We start from the raw sequence: 18,371 nt of genomic DNA on the forward strand, positions 1-18,371 counted from the left end.
TACGAAATCTGTGTAGAAAAGAGAGGTGATTTTCAATGTTGACGAGATCTATAGTCTCTGCGTATAAAATAACCTTAATCCCCTCTTTTGTGCTTTCTAATTTATATTGTTTAAGTTAACATATTTAGTATAATGCTAAGTTAAGCCGTATATAATTTATTGCTGGGTTCTTGCCTACTTACGAAAGTCCTCGCGGACTTTCTTGGTCGGTAATTATTTACTAAATTAGTTGCTTAAAACACGCAACAAAGCATATACAACAACATAAAACATTAAAAGAAAAATTGTAACTAAAATTTAAAATGGCGAAATATTTAAGAACTTCAAGTATAAGTGCAGAACTGGTAAATTTAATCAAAGATGCTCGAAAAGAACTTTATCTAATTAGTCCATATCTTAAACTTTCAGACCAAGTTAAAGAACTTCTAAATGACAAAGAAAGAGAAAAAGTTGATGTACGAATAATTTTCGGAAAGCAAGAACTTGCACCTTCTGAAATGAGTTTTTTAGAAAATTTAAAATATGTAAGACTTTATTTCTCTAAAAATCTTCATGCTAAATGTTACCTTAACGAAAATAAAATGATAATTGCATCAATGAATCTTTATGAATATTCTCAAGTACATAATCGAGAAATGGGAATTTTAATTGACCTGGAAAACGAAGAAGATAAAAAGATTTATGAAGATGCAACAAAAGACATTGAATCTATGATTCATAATAGTGAAGACTTTTCATACATCAAAGCGCCACAGAAAAAAATACAACCTAAAAAAATATCTAAACCTGAAAAGTCTAACCAAGCAAATTTTTCAAAATCTGTTTATAAAACGACAAAGGAATTATCTCAAGAAACCGAATTAAGTAGTAGGAAAATTAATTCTATTCTTGTCAAAAAGAAAATGATGATTAAGAAAGATGATGATTGGTTTGTCACAGAAAACGGAAAAGAATTTGGCGGAATTGAAAAAGAAGGACAATATGGACAATTTGTGATTTGGCCAGAAGAAATAAAAATTGAAATTTAGGAATAATAACGTTTTACAATACTTTGTGTATTTAATTGCTGGTAAATCGCTTACTTACGAAAGTGCAAACCAACTTTCTGGGGTCGTGTTTTATTTACTAAACTCACTGCTTAAAAGACAAGTTTAAAACCTTTACATGTCATTAGTGCTGAACATTGGCGTACATGTCATAAGATTGACATAGAAATGACGCAACCAATAGCACAACATAAAAATATCTTTGCTGAGTAATCATTAAAACAAATCAAAATGAATAATCAAAACTTAGCAATCAAAATTAAAGACTTACGGAATCGAAAAGGATTTTCTCAAGAACAATTATCGGAAGCGTCAAAATTAAGTATAAGAACAATTCAGCGAATTGAAAAAGGAGCGTCAATTCCTAGAGGAGACACGCTTATAAAATTAACGCGTGCTCTTGGGGTAACACCAGATGACCTTTTAGAATGGACAGATATTGAAGATAAAGGGTATTTAATTCTTTTAAATTTAAGTGCAATTTAGTATTTTAATTCAGCCGCTATTGGGAATAATAATTCCTCTTGTGATGTGGGTTTTAAAAAGGGAAAAGATAAAACTTGTAGATGATTCTGGTAAAAAACTAATCAGCTTTCAAATTACTTGGACTTTAGTGCTTTATGTAGTTTTAATGATAGCAACGAAGGGATTATATGTGTCAATTAATTTTAACTTAATACATTCATTTCCCGTATTTATAGCTGATTACTCAATATTCACAGTAACGATATTATTCTTATACTTCTATAATATAATTTTCATTATTTTAAACATTAGAAGAAGTAAAAAAGGATTAAAAAATAAATATGTACCTGCAATTCCTTTTTTAAAACCCGAGTTCGATGTAAGAAATTTAAATAAATAACAGGGAAAAAGACAGGGAAATAGTATACTTAAGCTCTGAAAATAAAATATGTAACTAATCTTTTACCTTATAATTTTTATAGATAAAGCAACAACTATTATTTGTGATATTGACGACTTTTGCCAAGTCTTTGAACCTTCTTTAAATAAAAGTTTGTATGACTGTAAGTATTCATAACCCTGTAATAGTAGCAATTACGAGCCTATTAAATATTTTTTCGCAAAAGTATCTTCTGTTGCGTTTTTAAACAAATTCATTTAAGTATAATTGCAAGTGTTTCTTCTTTGTTTTGTGATAATTTCCTGTTAAGTTTCGTTTCGCATTACGAATTGCAATCATTGTTGGCTGATTAAAACGAGTTACAGAATAATTAATTAGTGTAGCCTTTACGCTTATACAATTAGTTTTTTTTAAATTTACTGGACACCAAAAAATTAGCGAAGTAGTACTGGGTTATTTTGGTAGTATGTTTTTGTTATTTGTTACTAGAGAGTTTTGTCATTGTTACGGCAGAGTTAGAACATTGTTACGGCAGAGTTTTGTAAATATACTAGCATAATTTTATAAATATACTAGTATATTTTTATGAATATACTAGTATATTTTAATATTTAATGTAGTGTTTTTTTGTTACTTGTAAAAAGCAAGCGTAGAAAGGGCTACAGCAAGGTACAAAGAATTAAATTAAAAAATAGCATTACGGTACAGAATTACTAAAAGAAGCACTACTATTGGCAATAAGAAAAATAAAAATATTTTACCGGCAATAATTACCAACCGTCTTTAAAACTGAAAAGAAAATTACACACGGGTATTGATGCTTTTAAAAAAGGTAGTTTGTAGCCTTGTTTTTAGGAAGACATAACCCTATAGTTTGTTATTGCGCGTGCAGCATAACCCGAGCATCTTTACACGAAACACTGTGGGTATTTTAAACGCTGTAAATTGTTTTATTATAGTAACATGTTTATTTGATTACAGAAAATAAATAGTTGTTATTATTCTGCGAACAATAGCCAGTTGGCAGGCAGTTCTGCGTAAACCAGCTATAAAATTTGAAAAATAAAATCCTACACAATTAGCACTTTTCTGCGAATCGTTAAGGCGAACTCAGGTTTAAAATAAAAAAAGTCAGTTGGCAAGACCTTGTAAAATTGCTTTCTTTTAACAAATAAAAAATCTCAAAACGAATTTCATTTTGAGATTTTTGTTTTTTTATGAATTGCTAAACGAACCAGCTTCATCATTTTTATTTTATAGCGTATGTTATTTCACTTCAATTTTAAAATGAACAATCTTAGTCTCTATGTTTTCTGTGCTCGAATTTACAATTCGGATGTATTTTACCTGTTTGTTTAGGCTAACATGAATGGCGTCTTTTTTAACTTCCGTTTTTATAGTTGCCCAAGCAGTTCCATTAGTAGAAGTTTGTAGTTCTAAATTTTTATAAATAGAAGTATTTTCTAATTGATACTGAACGTTAGGCACGCGCGTTGTTTTGTCTAATTCGAAACCAAAATAGGCATTGGCACCCATTTGAATTACTTCTAATGGCGGATTTAAAACCAATGTTCTGTCTGTTAAACTTATTTGTTGGTTCTGTAATTGTTTAATATTTGTAAATAAAAGATGTGGATTGTAATTGGATGCTACCGCTAAATTTTTATTAAATTCTTTGTTGTAAGCAGCTGTTAAATAAGCAAAACTGTCATCAATTAAAGGGGAAGCCACTAAAGTAGCCGTTTTTACTCCTGGTTGATACGGGTTTTGGTTTTTTGTACGATCAATTTGATACATTTCTGCTTTAACTGCAATAATAGCATTGTAACTTCTTTCGAAATCATCAGTTTGTTTTGCTTGTAAAGATGTGTACATATGTAGCATACCAAGCCCAGATTGACCTAATAATTTAAATTGTTGTACCCAAGGACGAATTTCATCTAAAAGCACCGCATTGTCTGAACTGTTTAGTAAAATATATGAAGCTTCTACCATTGCATGAAACTCATTTTCTACTGCTTTAAAATTATCAATATTTTCACCTGCTTTTAACTGTTTAAGAAAAGCGGTTGCTTTCGGCGAAAAAGACACAGATTCTTTTCGTCTGTATCGATGTCCATTCGAACCTAAATCGCTGTTATGACGAGCGAAAACCTCTAGCGCTTTATAACTTTTTGGCATCACTACTTTTAAAGCGTCTAACCAACTTTTTTGAGGTTGGTATGCTGCCATATTCCAAGAATAATCTGCAACACCATAAATAGCAATTTTAGAAGCTTCTGCATGTTCCATCGGGTTAGAAACAAAGCCAGATACATCATTGGCAATATCTTTTCCGTTTCCGTAGGTAGGGCCTAAAAGCATATGATTTCTTACATAATCGGATACTGGAAAATTCCACCAAATAAAAGCTTTACGCTGTATTTTAGCATTAATCCAATTCATTGTTTCCTTATCAATATCAGCAACAACGCTGTTTCCTGTCCACATAATTCGAACAGAAGCATCTAATTCCTTACCTAAAGTTTCTAAATAACCACCCTCTGGTTTAGACCAACCTTTGTTGTATTCTGTCGGACACATAATTAAAGGTTTTACATCTTTTTTAACTGTGATAAAGTTGTTGTGCAAATAGTTTAATAATTTTGCTTGCTGACTAGGGTTTGTACCTTCACCAGAAATATCATCAAAAAAAACAGCGTAGGCACGCACACCTAAATCATACATCAATTCAAATTTATTTAATAGATTTTTTCTGTCTTCATCATTCCATTTGATGTCTTTTCCTGGGTGAATTGCCCACACAAAATCCACTTGATTCATTTCAGCTCTGTCTATTAATTTTTTTAATTGCGCTGCTTCATTTTCTGGATAGGGTTTTCTCCAATTTGGTGAACTATGATAAGGGTCATCTTTTGGTCCATAGATATACGTATTTAATTTATTTTCGCCATAAAAATCTAGCTGACGAATTCTATGTTCAAAACTCCAAGGAGTTCCGTAAAAACCTTCTACAGTTCCTCTTGCCGCAACATCTGGATAATCTAAAATTTCTCCTAAAGGCATTTTTTCATTTTGCAATAATGCCAATAATGTACGAACACCATAATAGGTTCCTCTGGCATCTCTACCAATAATAGTGATGCTTTTTTCGGTACTTTTAATAAAATAACTTTCTGCTTTCCCAGGAACTTTTCTTCTTAGTTTTCTGGATATTTTACTATCAACATCGCCAATAATGATAGAAAAGCCTGTAGCATCTGTATGATCAGTAGTAAAAAAAGAGCTCAATAAATGTTGTGTAGCTTTGTCTGTATTTTTCTGTTGAATATTAAAAATAGTTGGCATTTCCATACTTCCTTCACTCATAAATTGTTGAGGTGTAGGATTTATATCTAAACTTTGTGCAACACTAAAGTTGGATACTAAAACGAAAGCTATTAAAAAAGTAAGACGCATCTTTAAGTTCGTTTTGTTTTTTTTCTGTTGATGATTTTTCTGGATTTTCATTGTATTCAATTTTATTTTTCAGCGAAAGCATTAATTGTATTTTTTGCATCTTGTAACATCTTTTCTAAATCTGCTGGTTTAGTAGTGATGTTAAAAGTGGCTACTAAATTATTTAAGGATTTTAGTTCCGCTAACATTTCTTTTTTAGAAAACTCTTCTCTTAAAATTCTAATTTTTTCAGCATCCTGAATCCCTTCTCGAAGCGTTTCGAAACGAATAGAACTTCTATTTTTAGGATACACAATATACGTATCGCCCGCAGGCCACGCTCTAAAACGAGAATCTTGCAATGGGTTTTCTGTCCAACTATTGTAAGACCAACGTAAAAACCCATCAAAATTTGCAGCCATGGTGTACCAGCCTATAAAAACACCTTCTGCAGGAGGAGAAAAGGTAAACGTATTCGGAAATTTATCTGTACAACACACATAATGGGTACTGATATGACCAACTGCTTTTCTTTGCTGTAAGTCTTTTTCGTCTACAGGATGCCCAAAAGCAACAGACATATCTTTTAATTCATCTGGATATAATTTATAACTTTTATGATTATCGGCAAAAGAAACGCCAAATTCTGGCGCATGCTCATTTAATAATTCAAGCATTGCTTTCATTTCTTTAGGACCGCGTTCATCCATTGCAATTCTTGTGATTTTATTCCATCCTTTTTGCTCTACATGTATCTTAAACTGTTTTAAAAACGGAATCCATAAATCTTCGTAAGCTTTGGTTCCTGGTGCTGCAGCTATTTTAATTTCCTTGTTTTCTGTTTCATCAAAATAATAAAACTCATTTCCCCAAGGAACCATAGAATAACAACTAATTTGATTTTTAATTCCTAAATCCATCATCAACTGCACCCAATTGTCAAAAACAGTAAAATCATAGGTCCAAGTACCGTCGGTTTTCTTTTTCCAATCAATCATAGCCTCAAACGGGTCAAAAGTTTGACCATTCCAAGGGCGTTTATTTAGCGATACGGTAATTACTTTTTGTCCGGCATCTGCAAGTCTTTTCATCACGGGTTTTAATAGCTCGATATGCTCCGAAGACCAAGGTTTTACATTGTGAACACGTGCAACGGCATACGGATTTTGCCATAAATCTAAATGAAATTTCCATTCGGTTGCTGGTGGCAATACTTTATCAATTACATGTAAAGTGAATTCGAATTCCTGAGTCTTTTGTCCGTTTATTACTATTTCAAAAGTACTTTTATAGCTTCCTGCTTTGGCGTCGGATGGTGTGTTTATCGCAATCCAAATTGGTCTTGTTTCATTTGCTTTAATAGCATAAGAACTCACAGGGTCTAAAACATCTGCGGCTAAAGAAGCGGCGAAATCTTCTGGTTTTCTATAACCACAACCGTTCGCAAATTCATCGGTAATTAGATATTTCACAAAACTGATTTCAGCAATATTAGAAGGTAAAACGTCCCCAGTATCAGATTTGAAAGCTGAAATAGTCGTTTTTACTTCTGTTATAGAGTCCGTGCTCCAAAGTACTAATTGTGCAGATGTTCTTTCGCCTTTCCAAACATTTCCAGACCAAATGTTTTGTGGTTCTATAGTTGGAATTTCACTTCTAACAAAACGAATGTTGGTAGAAGTAATAGCTGCTTGTAATCCTTTAGGAACGGCAGCCCAATTGTCATCTAAACTAGGTGACGGATCTTTTGGCTCTTGATACGTTTGTTCAATTTTAAAGTCTTGTTTTTGACAACCAAAAGCGATAAGACTGATACTTAAAAATAGTAAAATACGATAACTCATAATTTATTTTATATAAGATTTTAATACGAACTCATTGTCTGGTAAAGGCACAAGCTCATTGGTGTTTGTGTTCGTTGGCATTTGAGCATCTACACTTCTTAAGTAAGTACTTAACTCGTTTGCTAATGCGTGTAGCTTTTCACCCTCTTTGGATGCTAAATTGGTTGTTTCACCAATATCTGCAGTAATATTAAACAACTCGAAACTGCTGTCTAAATGATAATAAATTAATTTCCAATCTCCTTTTCTGATGGTGCTTGTTGCTCCAATTCCTGGGCCTGTTGGTCCCCAGTTATTAGGATAATGCCAAATTAAGGATCTGTTGGTATTGTCTTGTTTTTCTCCTTTTAGAATAGGAGTAAAACTTTTACCGTCTATCGTTTGTACGGTTTTGTAACCATCTATTTTTGCAAGTTCAAGAATGGTAGGAAAAAAATCTTCAATAATAACAAAATCGTTACTTATTGAGTTTTCTTTGGTAATTCCTGGCCATTTTACGAGCATTGGTTCGCGAATACCACCTTCGTGCACAGAACCTTTTCCGCTAGACAACGGTTTGTTATGCGTATGTTTTTCACCTCCGCGAGCAACTGCGCTTAAACCTCCATTGTCTGACATGAACAGAATAATAGTATTTTCTGCAATGCCTTTATCTTCCAAATGATCCATTAAATCACCCAAACTTTTATCCATTCCTTCAAGTAACGAAGCGTATTTAGCTTCTGTTGGATGCAATCCTTGGTCAATATATTTTTGTTCAAACCTAGAATCTCCTTGAATAGGAGTGTGTACTGCGTAATGAGACATGTATAAATAAAAAGGTTTATCAATAGCAATAGCATTGTCCATTGCAATGATTGCTTCTTTTGTAAGTGCTTCTGTAAGAAAAATATCTTTTCCGTGGTATTTTTCTAAACCAGGAACATCCCAAATGGTGGTTTGACTGTTTAGATTTCTAAAATCATCCGTCCCGTAATAACTTCCGGGTTGTCCTGCAGCATGACCACCAATATTTACATTAAAACCAAGCATTTTTGGATCTGCACTAGGCGTACCAATTGCACCAAAATGCGCTTTACCAACATGAATGGTTTCATAGCCATTGTTTTTTAATAACTGTGGTAACGGCGTAATATGAACAGAACGTGGAACTGTATCTGTAGGTTGCGCTCCATTTAAATTCCAAAGGGGCATTTTTAACCCTTTGGGAGGCGTTACCATAGAAATATCTCTTTTAAAAGTCCAGTTGGTTACTTTATGTCTCGCAGCATTCATTCCCGAAATTAAACTCACCCGCGTTGGCGTACAAACCGGTGTTGCGTAGGCTTGTGTAAATTTCATACCCTGACTTGCAAGACGTTCCATATTTGGTGTATGATACCGACTATTAAAAGCTGTTTTTTGTTTCCAAAACGGAACAGAAGTATCTTGCCATCCCATATCATCTACCATAAATAAAATGATATTTGGTTTTTTTTCATTTATTTTAGTGTCTTTATTTACAGTTTTACAACTTGTAAAAACAGCAAGAAATAGTAGAAAGTAGATGTTTTTTCTTTGTGAATTAATCATGTGCAATTGTGTTACCTTTTAAAATTGTCTTTTCGCCATTAGGAGCCGTGTACCAAACGGTTAATTGTCCGCCACCAGTTGCTTCATGAAATTTTACGGTAAGAGGATGCCATCCTTTTTTTAATGCGACCATTCCATTTTTTTCAATTGCAGAATGGTTTCCACCATTATCTACCACCAATTGATCACCAATATAAAGTAAACTTCCATCGTCAGATTTTGTAGCAAACTCAAATAAACCCTCTTCTTCAGCATAAAAATATCCTTTAAAAACCATTGATAATTGTGGTACAACATCATATTTTTCAATATTAATAGCAGCAACCGAAGTAAAAGAAGCTTTTTTAGGCAATACAATAGCATCCACTACTTTAAATTTTTTAACACCTACCCAACGTTTTATTAAACCCTTCTTAGGAGTAATCGTTACAGGCTCTAAATACGTTTGTTTTTCGATACTAGCAGCCCTTGTATCACTAGCAATATCGCCTCTAAAAGCAATGGTGTTTAAGGTAATTTTTTCTGTAAATTCTAAAGGAGCAGTATATTTTTTAGATTTTTTCGAAGGAACGCTTCCATCTGTCGTGTAATAAATATCCATTCCTTTCAATGGAGGATTTAAGGTTACAATTGCTGTATCTAAAAAGGCTACTTTGTCTTTAAAACCAGTTACAGACGGAATGTGATATTGAATATCTAACGCATCTAATCGATCATATTGAATGGCCATTCGTTTTTGAAAGGCTTCATAGTTTTTATTACTTTTTAAAGACCAAGCTGTTTCTGCCATTGCTAACATTCTTGGAAAAGCTTGATATTGTAATCGCTTAAAGTTAGGAATCATTTCTGACCATAAATTGGCTTGAATTCCTAAAACGTGTTTAGATTGCGCTTGTGTAAATCCTTCAGGAATCGGTTCGTATTTGTATACTTTTTCAAATGGCGTTACCTCATGTTTTGCATCAAAATAATACTCGAAACAAGGCGTAATAATCATATCACTATCATTATTTGCAGCAATATCTCGCATTTTAGGTGCCCAGTTACGCCACCACATCATCGTGGCATCTTTAGACAAACCACCTTCCACAATTTCATCCCATCCCATTAGTTCTTTTCCTTTTGTTTTTAAGAAAGCTTCAATGTCTTTGTTGAAAAAAGATTGCAATTCATGTTCGTTCTTTAAGTTGTTGTGCTTTATCGCTTTTTGACAAAGTGGACATTCTTCCCAAGATTCAATATTTACTTCATCACCACCAATATGAATGTATTTTGAAGGGAATAAAGCGGCAATTTCAGCTAAAATATTTTTTGTAAACTCATATGAAGATTCCTTTCCCAAACATGCCGGAGTTGAGAAATCTTTACCCCAACCTGGTTTTCCTGTACAAGATAAATACGGATAATTATCGATAGCAGATTTAAAATGTCCTGGCATATCAATTTCTGGAATTACCTCAATTTGTCTTTCTGAAGCATACGCAATAATTTCTTTAATTTGTTCTTGTGTAAAGAAACCTCCATACATTTTTTTACCATCTCTTTGGTGGTAATGCTGCGGATCTATTGTGTAAGAAGGATCTGTTTTAGCCAATTCGTTACATGTTTTATCATGAGAACTTTCTACGCGCCACGCACCTTTTTCTGTTAATAAAGGATATTTCTTTATTTCAATTCGCCAACCTTGATCATCTGTTAAATGCATGTGGTATGTATTTAACTTGTACAATGCCATGTAGTCTAAAAAGGTTTTAACCTCATCGATACTAAAAAAATGACGACTAAAATCCATGTGCATTCCTCTCCAAGAAAAACGAGGAGCATCATTAATTACAATGCTCGGAATTACCCATTTTTGTTCTTTATTCGCGGTCTTCTCTATATTTGAAGGAAGCAATTGACGGATGGTTTGTACACCATAAAAATAACCTGCAGCATCACTTGCTTTTATAATTATTTTTTCTGGACTTACTTCTAAATGATATGCTTCTGGCTCAAGACTTGCGTCTTTCATCAAAATAATGCTTGCATTTTCTACTGTTTCTGAAAACGGAAGCGCATATCCTACAGCATTTTCAAATAAATCTGATAAATAGTTTGCAGCTGGTTTTTGCGCCTCTTCTTCAATTAAAATAGAAGTATTTTTAGAAAACGAATACGAACCTTCTCCTATAATGGTTTGAATAGGTTTCGGTACGATAGAGATTTCTGCTTCTGTAAATGTTTTTGTTGGTTTTTGACAGCTAAAACAGATAAGTAGTACTGCTGATAGTATCGATATATATTTCATTTTTATTCTTTTTTATTCTTTTTTGCTGCTGCTTTTGCTTTCAATTCAGCTTCAATCTTATCGCTATCTTTAAAGTAATTAATCCCTAGGGTGTCCCAATGTTTTTGCATTTTTTTAAGAGCAACTTTAAAACTTTCGTAATCTTTATTGTCTAACGCAGTCCAACCAACTTCTGCATACGCAGCAATTCTAGGAAAAGTTTGACGTTCTACATCTGCATTTGTAGGGGTCCATTCGCTCCACATTTGACTTCCTAAACCATAAATATTTTTATGATATTGGGTCTCTAAACCTGCTGGAATAGGATTGAAATTATAAGCCTTTTCTAATGTAATATTTCTGTGATTATAGTCTAAATACGTGCTGCTATGTAAAGAATTTACAATACTGTATCCTTTTTTTGCAGCATCTGTTAATAGTTCTAAATTACCTTTCCAAAAATGTACGACTACGTTTTTTGCCAATGCTGTTTCTGCCTCTTTATCACCTTTTTTTTCTGCAAAATCGGTATGAATATTTTTACCTAAAATTTCATTCCAACCCATCATTCTGCGGTCGTTTTTTTCCATGAACTTAGAGATACTATTCGTAAAATCTATTTGTAAATCTGCAGGAGATTGAATCTTGTTTTCTTTCATGTATTTTTGAACCGATTTAGAATTCTCCCAAACTTCATAACCAACTTCATCACCACCAATATGGATTACTTTCGAAGGAAATAACTCAAAAATCTCTGTTAAAACATCTTTAATAAATGTTATTACTTCTGGTTTTGTAACATCATAGTTATCATACAGACGACCAAACTTAACAGGAACATCGATATCTACACCAGCAGTACCCAACCAAGTGTATGCAGCAATTGCAGCACTAGAATGCCCGGGCATTTCAAATTCTGGTACAATATTTATACTTCTGTCTTTAGCATACGCAACAATATTTTTTATTTGTTCTTGGGTATAGAAACCACCATGAGGTTTGCCAGATGTTTTGCCACTTTTCCAGGTTCCAATTTCACTATCTGAACGAAAAGCACCTACTTCTGTTAACAAAGGATATTTTTTTATTTCTATTCTCCAGCCTGCATCATCAATTAAATGCCAGTGAAAAGTATTCATTTTTAACAAAGCCATTTGATCTAACAGTTGTTTTACAAATTTTTCGCCATGAAAATAGCGAGACTCATCTAACATAAATGCACGCCATTTAAAACGCGGATTGTCTGTAATTGTAATTGCAGGAATTAAATAGACCGTTTTTTTAGTTTCTGCTGAAGTTTCAATAGATAATAACTGTTTTAAAGTTTGCACTCCGTAAAAATAACCTGCGGCATCACTTGCTGTTATATTAATATTATTTGCATTTACGACCAACTCATACGCTTCAGAAGCTAATTCTTCATTTTTGTAAAAAGAAATAGAAGCATTTGTACTTTCGCCAGTATTCATGTTAAAACCAGCAGTTTTAGAAACATAGGTTTGTAAATCTTTTACGGCAATTTGTTGCGCGTCAAGATCTGCAAAAATTATTTGTCCGTCTTTAAAAGCAAAAGAACCCTCTTTTAATGTTGATGAAGTCGGTTTTGGTAATAAGGTAATTTCAGACTGTGAAAAAGTCCTGTTATTTTCGGTACATTCTGTAAATGCAAAAAGCGTTATGAAGGCTAGTAAAATAAATCTCATGTTTTTTAATTTTAGTAGTTGTTAGTCTTGTTTTATAAATTTCATGTTATAATTTGTAGTTGCAATTTCCATCAATGCTTTATAAATGTAGTCGCTTACTTGTTTCTCTCCAGCAATATTTATCAATTCTAAAGTATCTTCTGGGGTATGGTATTGGGGATGGCCACCTGTGTGTAATCCTAAAACGGAGATGTCTTTTTTATAAAAGGACACATGATCTGAACCGCCAACAGAACCGGCATGCACAATCGGGTTTAGACCTAAAGATTCTCCTAGATTCTGCATGAAACTTACGCCGTTAGGAAACGTACCAGCACCACCCATGTATATATGTTTTTCGGTATTTAATCGACCAATCATGTCCATATTTATCATCAATTTTATTTGAGAAATAGGAATTGGTAAATTATTTACAAAATATTCACTCCCTAATAAACCTTGTTCTTCTGCACCAAATGCAATAAAAATAACACTGCGTTTTAGGTTTTGTTGATGGGCTACTATTTTTTCTGCAATTTCTAGCAAAGCAGCAGTTCCACTGGCGTTGTCATCTGCGCCATAATGGATTTTATTTTTTTTATCAGATTTAGAAGAGGGGCCTCCCAAACCTAAATGATCGTAATGTGCACCTAAAATGATATACTCGCTTTTAAGGATAGGATCTTTGCCTTCTATAAAACCAACTACGTTTGAAGTCTTTACAAGTGGTTGTTCTGGAGTTCCCTTTTCTACACGCAAGCGTACTTTAAACTTTTGTAGGTATCGTTTATCAAAAGAAAGAAGCCCTTGTTTTTTGAACTCTTTCTGTAAATATTTTACCACTCTTTTTGTTGCTTTTGTACCTGGATAACGGCCTGCATTTTTTTCTGAAGCTAGGAACTCTATGTGCTTTCTAATTTCTTTTTCTGTGATGTCATCTTGCGAAAAAGTATGGAAGCCAAGTAGTATAAAGACAAAAAATAAAAGTGTTTTTTTCATAATTATTTCAGTTGTTTTGCTGTTTTGAATTGTGTTTTTTTGTGCTATGGTAATCTAATATTTATTGCTTATTTTAATGAATTAAGAATCGTAATATATCTTTAAATGAACTTCAGTATTTTTATGATTATACTTTGAAATCACTAATTATTTTAAAATTAGACCAAATACAAATCTACAAATTATTATGTTATACATAATTTAATTGTTTCTTTTTAATTGTTCTTTTACAATACTCAAATAAGGAAAGTTGTGCCTGTCTTTTTTATTTCGTATTTCTGATTCACGCTTATAAAATAGATTCTACTTTATACTTACTCAAATATTCATTTACGCCTATTTTTTGAGCTTCACTTTTAAAGTCCATCGGATTTTTTTTGAACTGTTTTTTAAAGCATTTAGAAAAGTATTTAGGATCATTAAATCCTGTCATAAAAGCAGTTTCAGAAACGGTATACCCTAATTTTGTAATTAAGATTGCTGCCTTTTTTAAACGCAGTATTCGAACAAAATCTACCAAACTATGGCCTGTTAACGCGTGGCATTTTCTATAAAGGCTAGAATATCCCATGTTTAAAGAAACCGCTAATTCTTCCATTTTAAATTTAGAATCTTCAAATCTTAAATTGATATTGGCAACTAAGTTTTCAAGAAAAATTTCGTCTTGAGATTTCTCTAATGAGACTTCGGGTCTAGAAATAACTTCTTTTCTGTATTTAGAAATAATATGCTCTTTAGAAACAAGAATATTCTGAATTTTAAGAAGCAGTTCATTTGTATTAAATGGTTTATTAATATATTCTATTGCACCAGATTTTAAGCCTAATATTTTAGAATTGGTAGAGTTTTTTGCGGTTAATAAAATAACAGGAATATGTTTTGTAAGATGGTCTTCTTGTAGTTTCTTACACATGGCAATACCATCTAAATCTGGCATCATAATATCACTTAAAATAAGATCTGGAATATTACTTTTTGCGTAGTAGTATCCTTCGTTACCGTTTTCAGCTAAAATAATATTGTACTGGTTTTGTAAAAGTTCTTTTAAAAGTTGCTGTAAGTCTAAGTTATCTTCTACAATTAAGACTGTTTTCTTAAAGGCATCATCTTCATTTTTACGTTCTATTTGCGCTGTTAAATCTTCTACTTTTATCTGGGTTGCTTTGTCTTCAGTAACCGATATAATTCTTTCGAGATCTGTATATGCTTCTTCATTTATAGGAAAAGTAATTGTAAATGTTGTGCCTATTATTGGGGAAGATTCAACTTCAATTTTTCCTTTATGCAAATCGATTAATTCTTTAGTAAGTGCTAACCCAATACCAGAGCCTTTGTACTTTTTGCTGGTGTTAGATTGATAAAATAATTCGAAAATGGTGTTTAATTCTTCTTTAGAAACTCCAGAGCCAGAATCTACAACAGATATTTTTATCATTTTTTTAGAATTAATAGGCAATACCGTTACTTGAATGTTGCCTTCTTTTGGTGTAAACTTAAAAGCGTTTGATAATAAATTGTAAATAATATGTTCTATTTTTTCTTTGTCGTACCATGCTTCCGTTAAGTTTTTAGGACAGTTAATAGCAAAGTCTATATTTTTTTTTCTTGACAGTTCTTTAAACGATTGGGTAATCTCTTCAATATTTGTATGCAAATTATTTTTAGTAATATTTAATCTTAACTTATCTAATTCTTTATTTCTAACCAAGGTTAATTCGTAAGCTATTTTAGAAAGACGATTGGTATTATAAGCAATAATATTAAGACGCTGCTTTAGAAGTAAATTGCCATTCTTTTTCGCATTATTTAGCATGTCTTCTATAGGGCCTAAAATTAAGGTGATAGGCGTTTGTATTTCATGAGACATTTTTGCGAAAAAGTTCATTTTTAGTTGATGTAACTCGTGCTCTTTTTTATTATTTATTTTCTCTAATAATAATTTCTTTTTCAATTTGTACCAATGCCTAATGGTATAGGCAATTAAAGATAAAAAGGCTAGGTACAATATCCATGCCAGTGGTTTGTTCCAAAAAGGTTGTTCAATGGTAATTTCTATCCTTTTTGTAGGAATGTTCCAAGTATCATTTTTTGTACCAGCTTTCACTTCAAAAGTATAATTACCAGCAGGAATGTTTGTGTAGGTTGCCAATCGTTCTTGACGGCTAATTATCCAGTTTTTATCAAAACCTTTTAAGCGATAGGCATAATAATGTTTAGGATTTAGGATGTTTTGCAAAGCTGCAAATCGAAAGGAAAAAGAAGATTGATTGTACTTTAATTTTAGTGACTTTACATTGGGTGTACTACTTTTTATTTGTTGTGGTAGTAAAACCTCTGCGGGTTGGTTTAGCACTTCTATGGTATTTATTTGTAGCGTAGGTTTTGTGTGTTTTTTTTCTAAACTTTCTGGATAAAAATAATTAAATCCTTTTAAGTTTCCAAAATACAACATGCCTGAATAATCTTTAAAGGCACTTCCCAACATAAAATTATTGTCTTGAAGACCATCTGAAACGGAATAAGTGACAGCGGTAGTATCTTTAGCATTAAAATTTACAATACCATTGCTTGAGCTAATCCATAAATTGTCATTACCTGCGTTTATTACAGCAGTTAAATATCTAGTTGTAAAAGATTTTACATGATCAAACGTTTCAAATGAATTTTTTCTAGTGTCGTACTTTAATAACTGTCCTAAATCATTAATTAGCCATAGTGTATTAAAAGCACCAACAGAAATATCTTTAACACTATTAACTCTGTCTAATTCTGCATTCAGTATAGATCGATCTATAAAGGTAGAAGCATTTAAATTGTTAAGATTTTCATTAAACTGAAACAATCCTCCAAGAGAAACACCTAACCATATGGTACCATTTTGTTCTTCTGTAATAGTCTCTGTAATTGTTCCTTTTAGTCCGTTTGTGCTATGTTCAAAAGAGGCTAAAAGTTTTAATTCATCTGAATAGATATTTAAACAAGTGTTAGAGGCTGCCCAAATTCTACCTTTACCATCTGTATACACCTTTCTAACATCAGAAGCTTTTTGATTTTTAGCATTTACTATTGGTATTTGTTTAAATGAATCTTTCTTAGAATTATAAAACCATAACCCCTTTTTATAAGTTCCAAACCAAAAATTACCATTATTGTCTTCTGTAATCGCTTGTATGTAAAAGCCTTTGTGAGTCGTGAAATTATTAAAAAATTGTTGTTCATTGGTGCTTCCATCTGTGTTAAAAGTTATTTTGGTTAATCCAGAACCATCTGTACCCGCCCATAACACATTATTAGAGCCTTTGTAAATACTTAAAATTCTTTGAGGTGTTTTGTTTTCCGAACCTTCATGATACTTAATATTATTATGGGCATTTGGTAAAATATTTAAATCACCATAATTCGGAACAATCCAAATATTCTTATGACTATCTTCATTGATGTGTAAAATGGTATTGCTACTTAAAGAAAAGTTGTTTTGTGGTTGGTTTGTGTATAAAAAAACTTTTCCAGTAGTTAAATTCACTTTATACAAACCACCTCCATCGGTTCCACCCCATAGATAACCATTACTATCACAAAATAAATCTAGAAACAACTCACTTCTTATATTATATGTGTTTCCTGTTAGAAAAGAGTCTTGAATAAAATTTTTAGAAGCAATGTCGTACAGAAAAAGCCCTTGCGTCTCTGTACCAATCCACAATCGATTGTGTGTGTCGGTTATCAGTTTTAGGTCTTCATGGTAATTATTAAAAGGGGCAACAAGCGATTCTATTTCTTTTGAATTTATGCTGTACATAAAAACATGTCCATCTCCCGTGCTCACAAAAAGTTTATTAGACTCAGATATGGCTATGGTTATAACTTTATTGGTCTTATTTTTTAATTCAGGAATGTTTGTAATGTTTTCAAACTTAGAATTTGCATAAGAAAATATTTCACCCTTGTTTGTCGCTAACCATAGTTTCTCGTTCTTAGAAGTGATGGCACTCACTTTTTTATTGTTCAATAAAAGTGTTAAGTTTTCAAAAATACCTTCAGAGTTACTATACCTCGCTAAAATTCCGTTGCTTGAAAGAATCCATATATCATTAGCATCATCAATTATAATATCATTTATAGGAGAAAAAACAGCACTCTTCGGAAAAATTTTTTGATTGGGTATCAGTTTGTAATTATAACCATCGTACTTATAAATACTTCCACCTTGAACCATCCAAATATTACCAGCAGCATCTTGTATCGATTTGCTTATTGCTATTGGTCTATTGTCTAAAGAGGGAGATAAATGCGTAAAACTTACATGCTGCTGTGCTTTTGTTAAAGAAGTGAATGCAATAAGACAGTATACTATAAGTAGTTGTAATTTAAGTTTACACATAAGATAAAGGTTGATTGTTTATAATCATTTAATCGAATAGATAAAGATGATAATTAATTGTAAAAAATAGGTTCGGAAACTTCTGTAAATATATTAATAAAAAAAATTGAAGACACTTTAAATATTCTAGTAAAATAGGTGTTTTAAGGAACTTTTCGTCAAAAAGGAGTACTATTTAGGCATAAAATAAATTAGCTCTAAAATTGCATAAAATGTCGACTACATATTGTAGATGAAGTAGCACATTTGAAGAATAACAATTTTTTAACAAAACA

The 18,371-nt window shown here is 32.2% G+C and carries 10 protein-coding genes and 1 pseudogene; 3 read left to right on the forward strand and 8 right to left on the reverse strand.

The window, feature by feature from the left end; all coding sequences use genetic code 11:
* Positions 1–302 precede the first annotated feature (302 nt).
* The 3 genes from ES045_RS06970 (at position 303) to ES045_RS06980 (ending at position 1,911) form a co-directional block, all read left to right on the forward strand.
* Positions 303–1,028, forward strand: a complete 726-nt coding sequence (locus tag ES045_RS06970) for a phospholipase D family protein (RefSeq protein WP_147114533.1) — start codon at positions 303–305, stop codon at positions 1,026–1,028.
* A 249-nt stretch (positions 1,029–1,277) separates the two neighbouring features.
* Positions 1,278–1,532: a helix-turn-helix domain-containing protein gene (locus ES045_RS06975; protein WP_147114535.1), complete on the forward strand. Its 255-nt coding sequence runs from the start codon at positions 1,278–1,280 to the stop codon at positions 1,530–1,532.
* 19 nt (positions 1,533–1,551) lie between these two features.
* A complete protein-coding gene (locus ES045_RS06980) occupies positions 1,552–1,911 on the forward strand; it encodes a DUF4870 domain-containing protein (protein ID WP_189663043.1) in 360 nt (119 codons plus the stop codon).
* Positions 1,912–2,082: 171 nt separating this feature from the next.
* On the opposite strand, the pseudogene ES045_RS16595 reads toward ES045_RS06980, so the two are convergent.
* The 8 genes and pseudogenes from ES045_RS16595 to ES045_RS07020 all read right to left on the reverse strand — a co-directional run.
* Positions 2,083–2,247, reverse strand: a pseudogene (locus ES045_RS16595) (IS1595 family transposase); the annotation flags it as partial.
* Between the two features lie 930 nt (positions 2,248–3,177).
* Positions 3,178–5,421, reverse strand: a complete 2,244-nt coding sequence (locus tag ES045_RS06990) for a beta-N-acetylglucosaminidase (protein WP_147114541.1) — start codon at positions 5,419–5,421, stop codon at positions 3,178–3,180.
* Positions 5,422–5,432: 11 nt separating this feature from the next.
* On the reverse strand, positions 5,433–7,193 hold the full coding sequence (locus tag ES045_RS06995) for a DUF4091 domain-containing protein (protein WP_147114544.1): 1,761 nt from the start codon (positions 7,191–7,193) through the stop codon (positions 5,433–5,435).
* A 3-nt stretch (positions 7,194–7,196) separates the two neighbouring features.
* Entirely contained in the window at positions 7,197–8,765 is a 1,569-nt protein-coding gene (locus ES045_RS07000; protein ID WP_147114547.1) for a sulfatase, read from the reverse strand.
* Complete coding sequence (locus ES045_RS07005; protein WP_147114550.1) at positions 8,758–11,055, reverse strand: family 20 glycosylhydrolase; 2,298 nt, start codon at positions 11,053–11,055, stop codon at positions 8,758–8,760. The genes ES045_RS07000 and ES045_RS07005 overlap by 8 nt, the downstream gene beginning before the upstream one ends.
* 2 nt (positions 11,056–11,057) lie before the next feature.
* Positions 11,058–12,737: a beta-N-acetylhexosaminidase gene (locus ES045_RS07010; RefSeq protein ID WP_147114553.1), complete on the reverse strand. Its 1,680-nt coding sequence runs from the start codon at positions 12,735–12,737 to the stop codon at positions 11,058–11,060.
* A 21-nt stretch (positions 12,738–12,758) separates the two neighbouring features.
* Positions 12,759–13,715 (reverse strand): M28 family metallopeptidase, encoded by a 957-nt coding sequence (locus ES045_RS07015; RefSeq protein WP_147114556.1) that lies wholly within the window; start codon positions 13,713–13,715, stop codon positions 12,759–12,761.
* 289 nt (positions 13,716–14,004) lie between these two features.
* Positions 14,005–18,096: an ATP-binding protein gene (locus ES045_RS07020; RefSeq protein ID WP_147114559.1), complete on the reverse strand. Its 4,092-nt coding sequence runs from the start codon at positions 18,094–18,096 to the stop codon at positions 14,005–14,007.
* Between the last annotated feature and the right edge of the window lie 275 nt (positions 18,097–18,371).

This window comes from Polaribacter sp. IC073 (assembly GCF_007997075.1).
Lineage (GTDB): Bacteria > Bacteroidota > Bacteroidia > Flavobacteriales > Flavobacteriaceae > Polaribacter.

Excerpts from the sequence above, each read along its gene's own strand:
- ES045_RS06970 (WP_147114533.1), top strand. The coding sequence starts at position 303 with ATGGCGAAATATTTAAGAACTTCAAGTATAAGTGCAGAACTGGTAAAT.
- ES045_RS06975 (WP_147114535.1), top strand. The coding sequence starts at position 1,278 with ATGAATAATCAAAACTTAGCAATCAAAATTAAAGACTTACGGAATCGA.
- ES045_RS06990 (WP_147114541.1), bottom strand. The coding sequence starts at position 5,421 with ATGAAAATCCAGAAAAATCATCAACAGAAAAAAAACAAAACGAACTTA.
- ES045_RS06995 (WP_147114544.1), bottom strand. The coding sequence starts at position 7,193 with ATGAGTTATCGTATTTTACTATTTTTAAGTATCAGTCTTATCGCTTTT.
- ES045_RS07000 (WP_147114547.1), bottom strand. The coding sequence starts at position 8,765 with ATGATTAATTCACAAAGAAAAAACATCTACTTTCTACTATTTCTTGCT.
- ES045_RS07005 (WP_147114550.1), bottom strand. The coding sequence starts at position 11,055 with ATGAAATATATATCGATACTATCAGCAGTACTACTTATCTGTTTTAGC.
- ES045_RS07010 (WP_147114553.1), bottom strand. The coding sequence starts at position 12,737 with ATGAGATTTATTTTACTAGCCTTCATAACGCTTTTTGCATTTACAGAA.
- ES045_RS07015 (WP_147114556.1), bottom strand. The coding sequence starts at position 13,715 with ATGAAAAAAACACTTTTATTTTTTGTCTTTATACTACTTGGCTTCCAT.
- ES045_RS07020 (WP_147114559.1), bottom strand. The coding sequence starts at position 18,096 with ATGTGTAAACTTAAATTACAACTACTTATAGTATACTGTCTTATTGCA.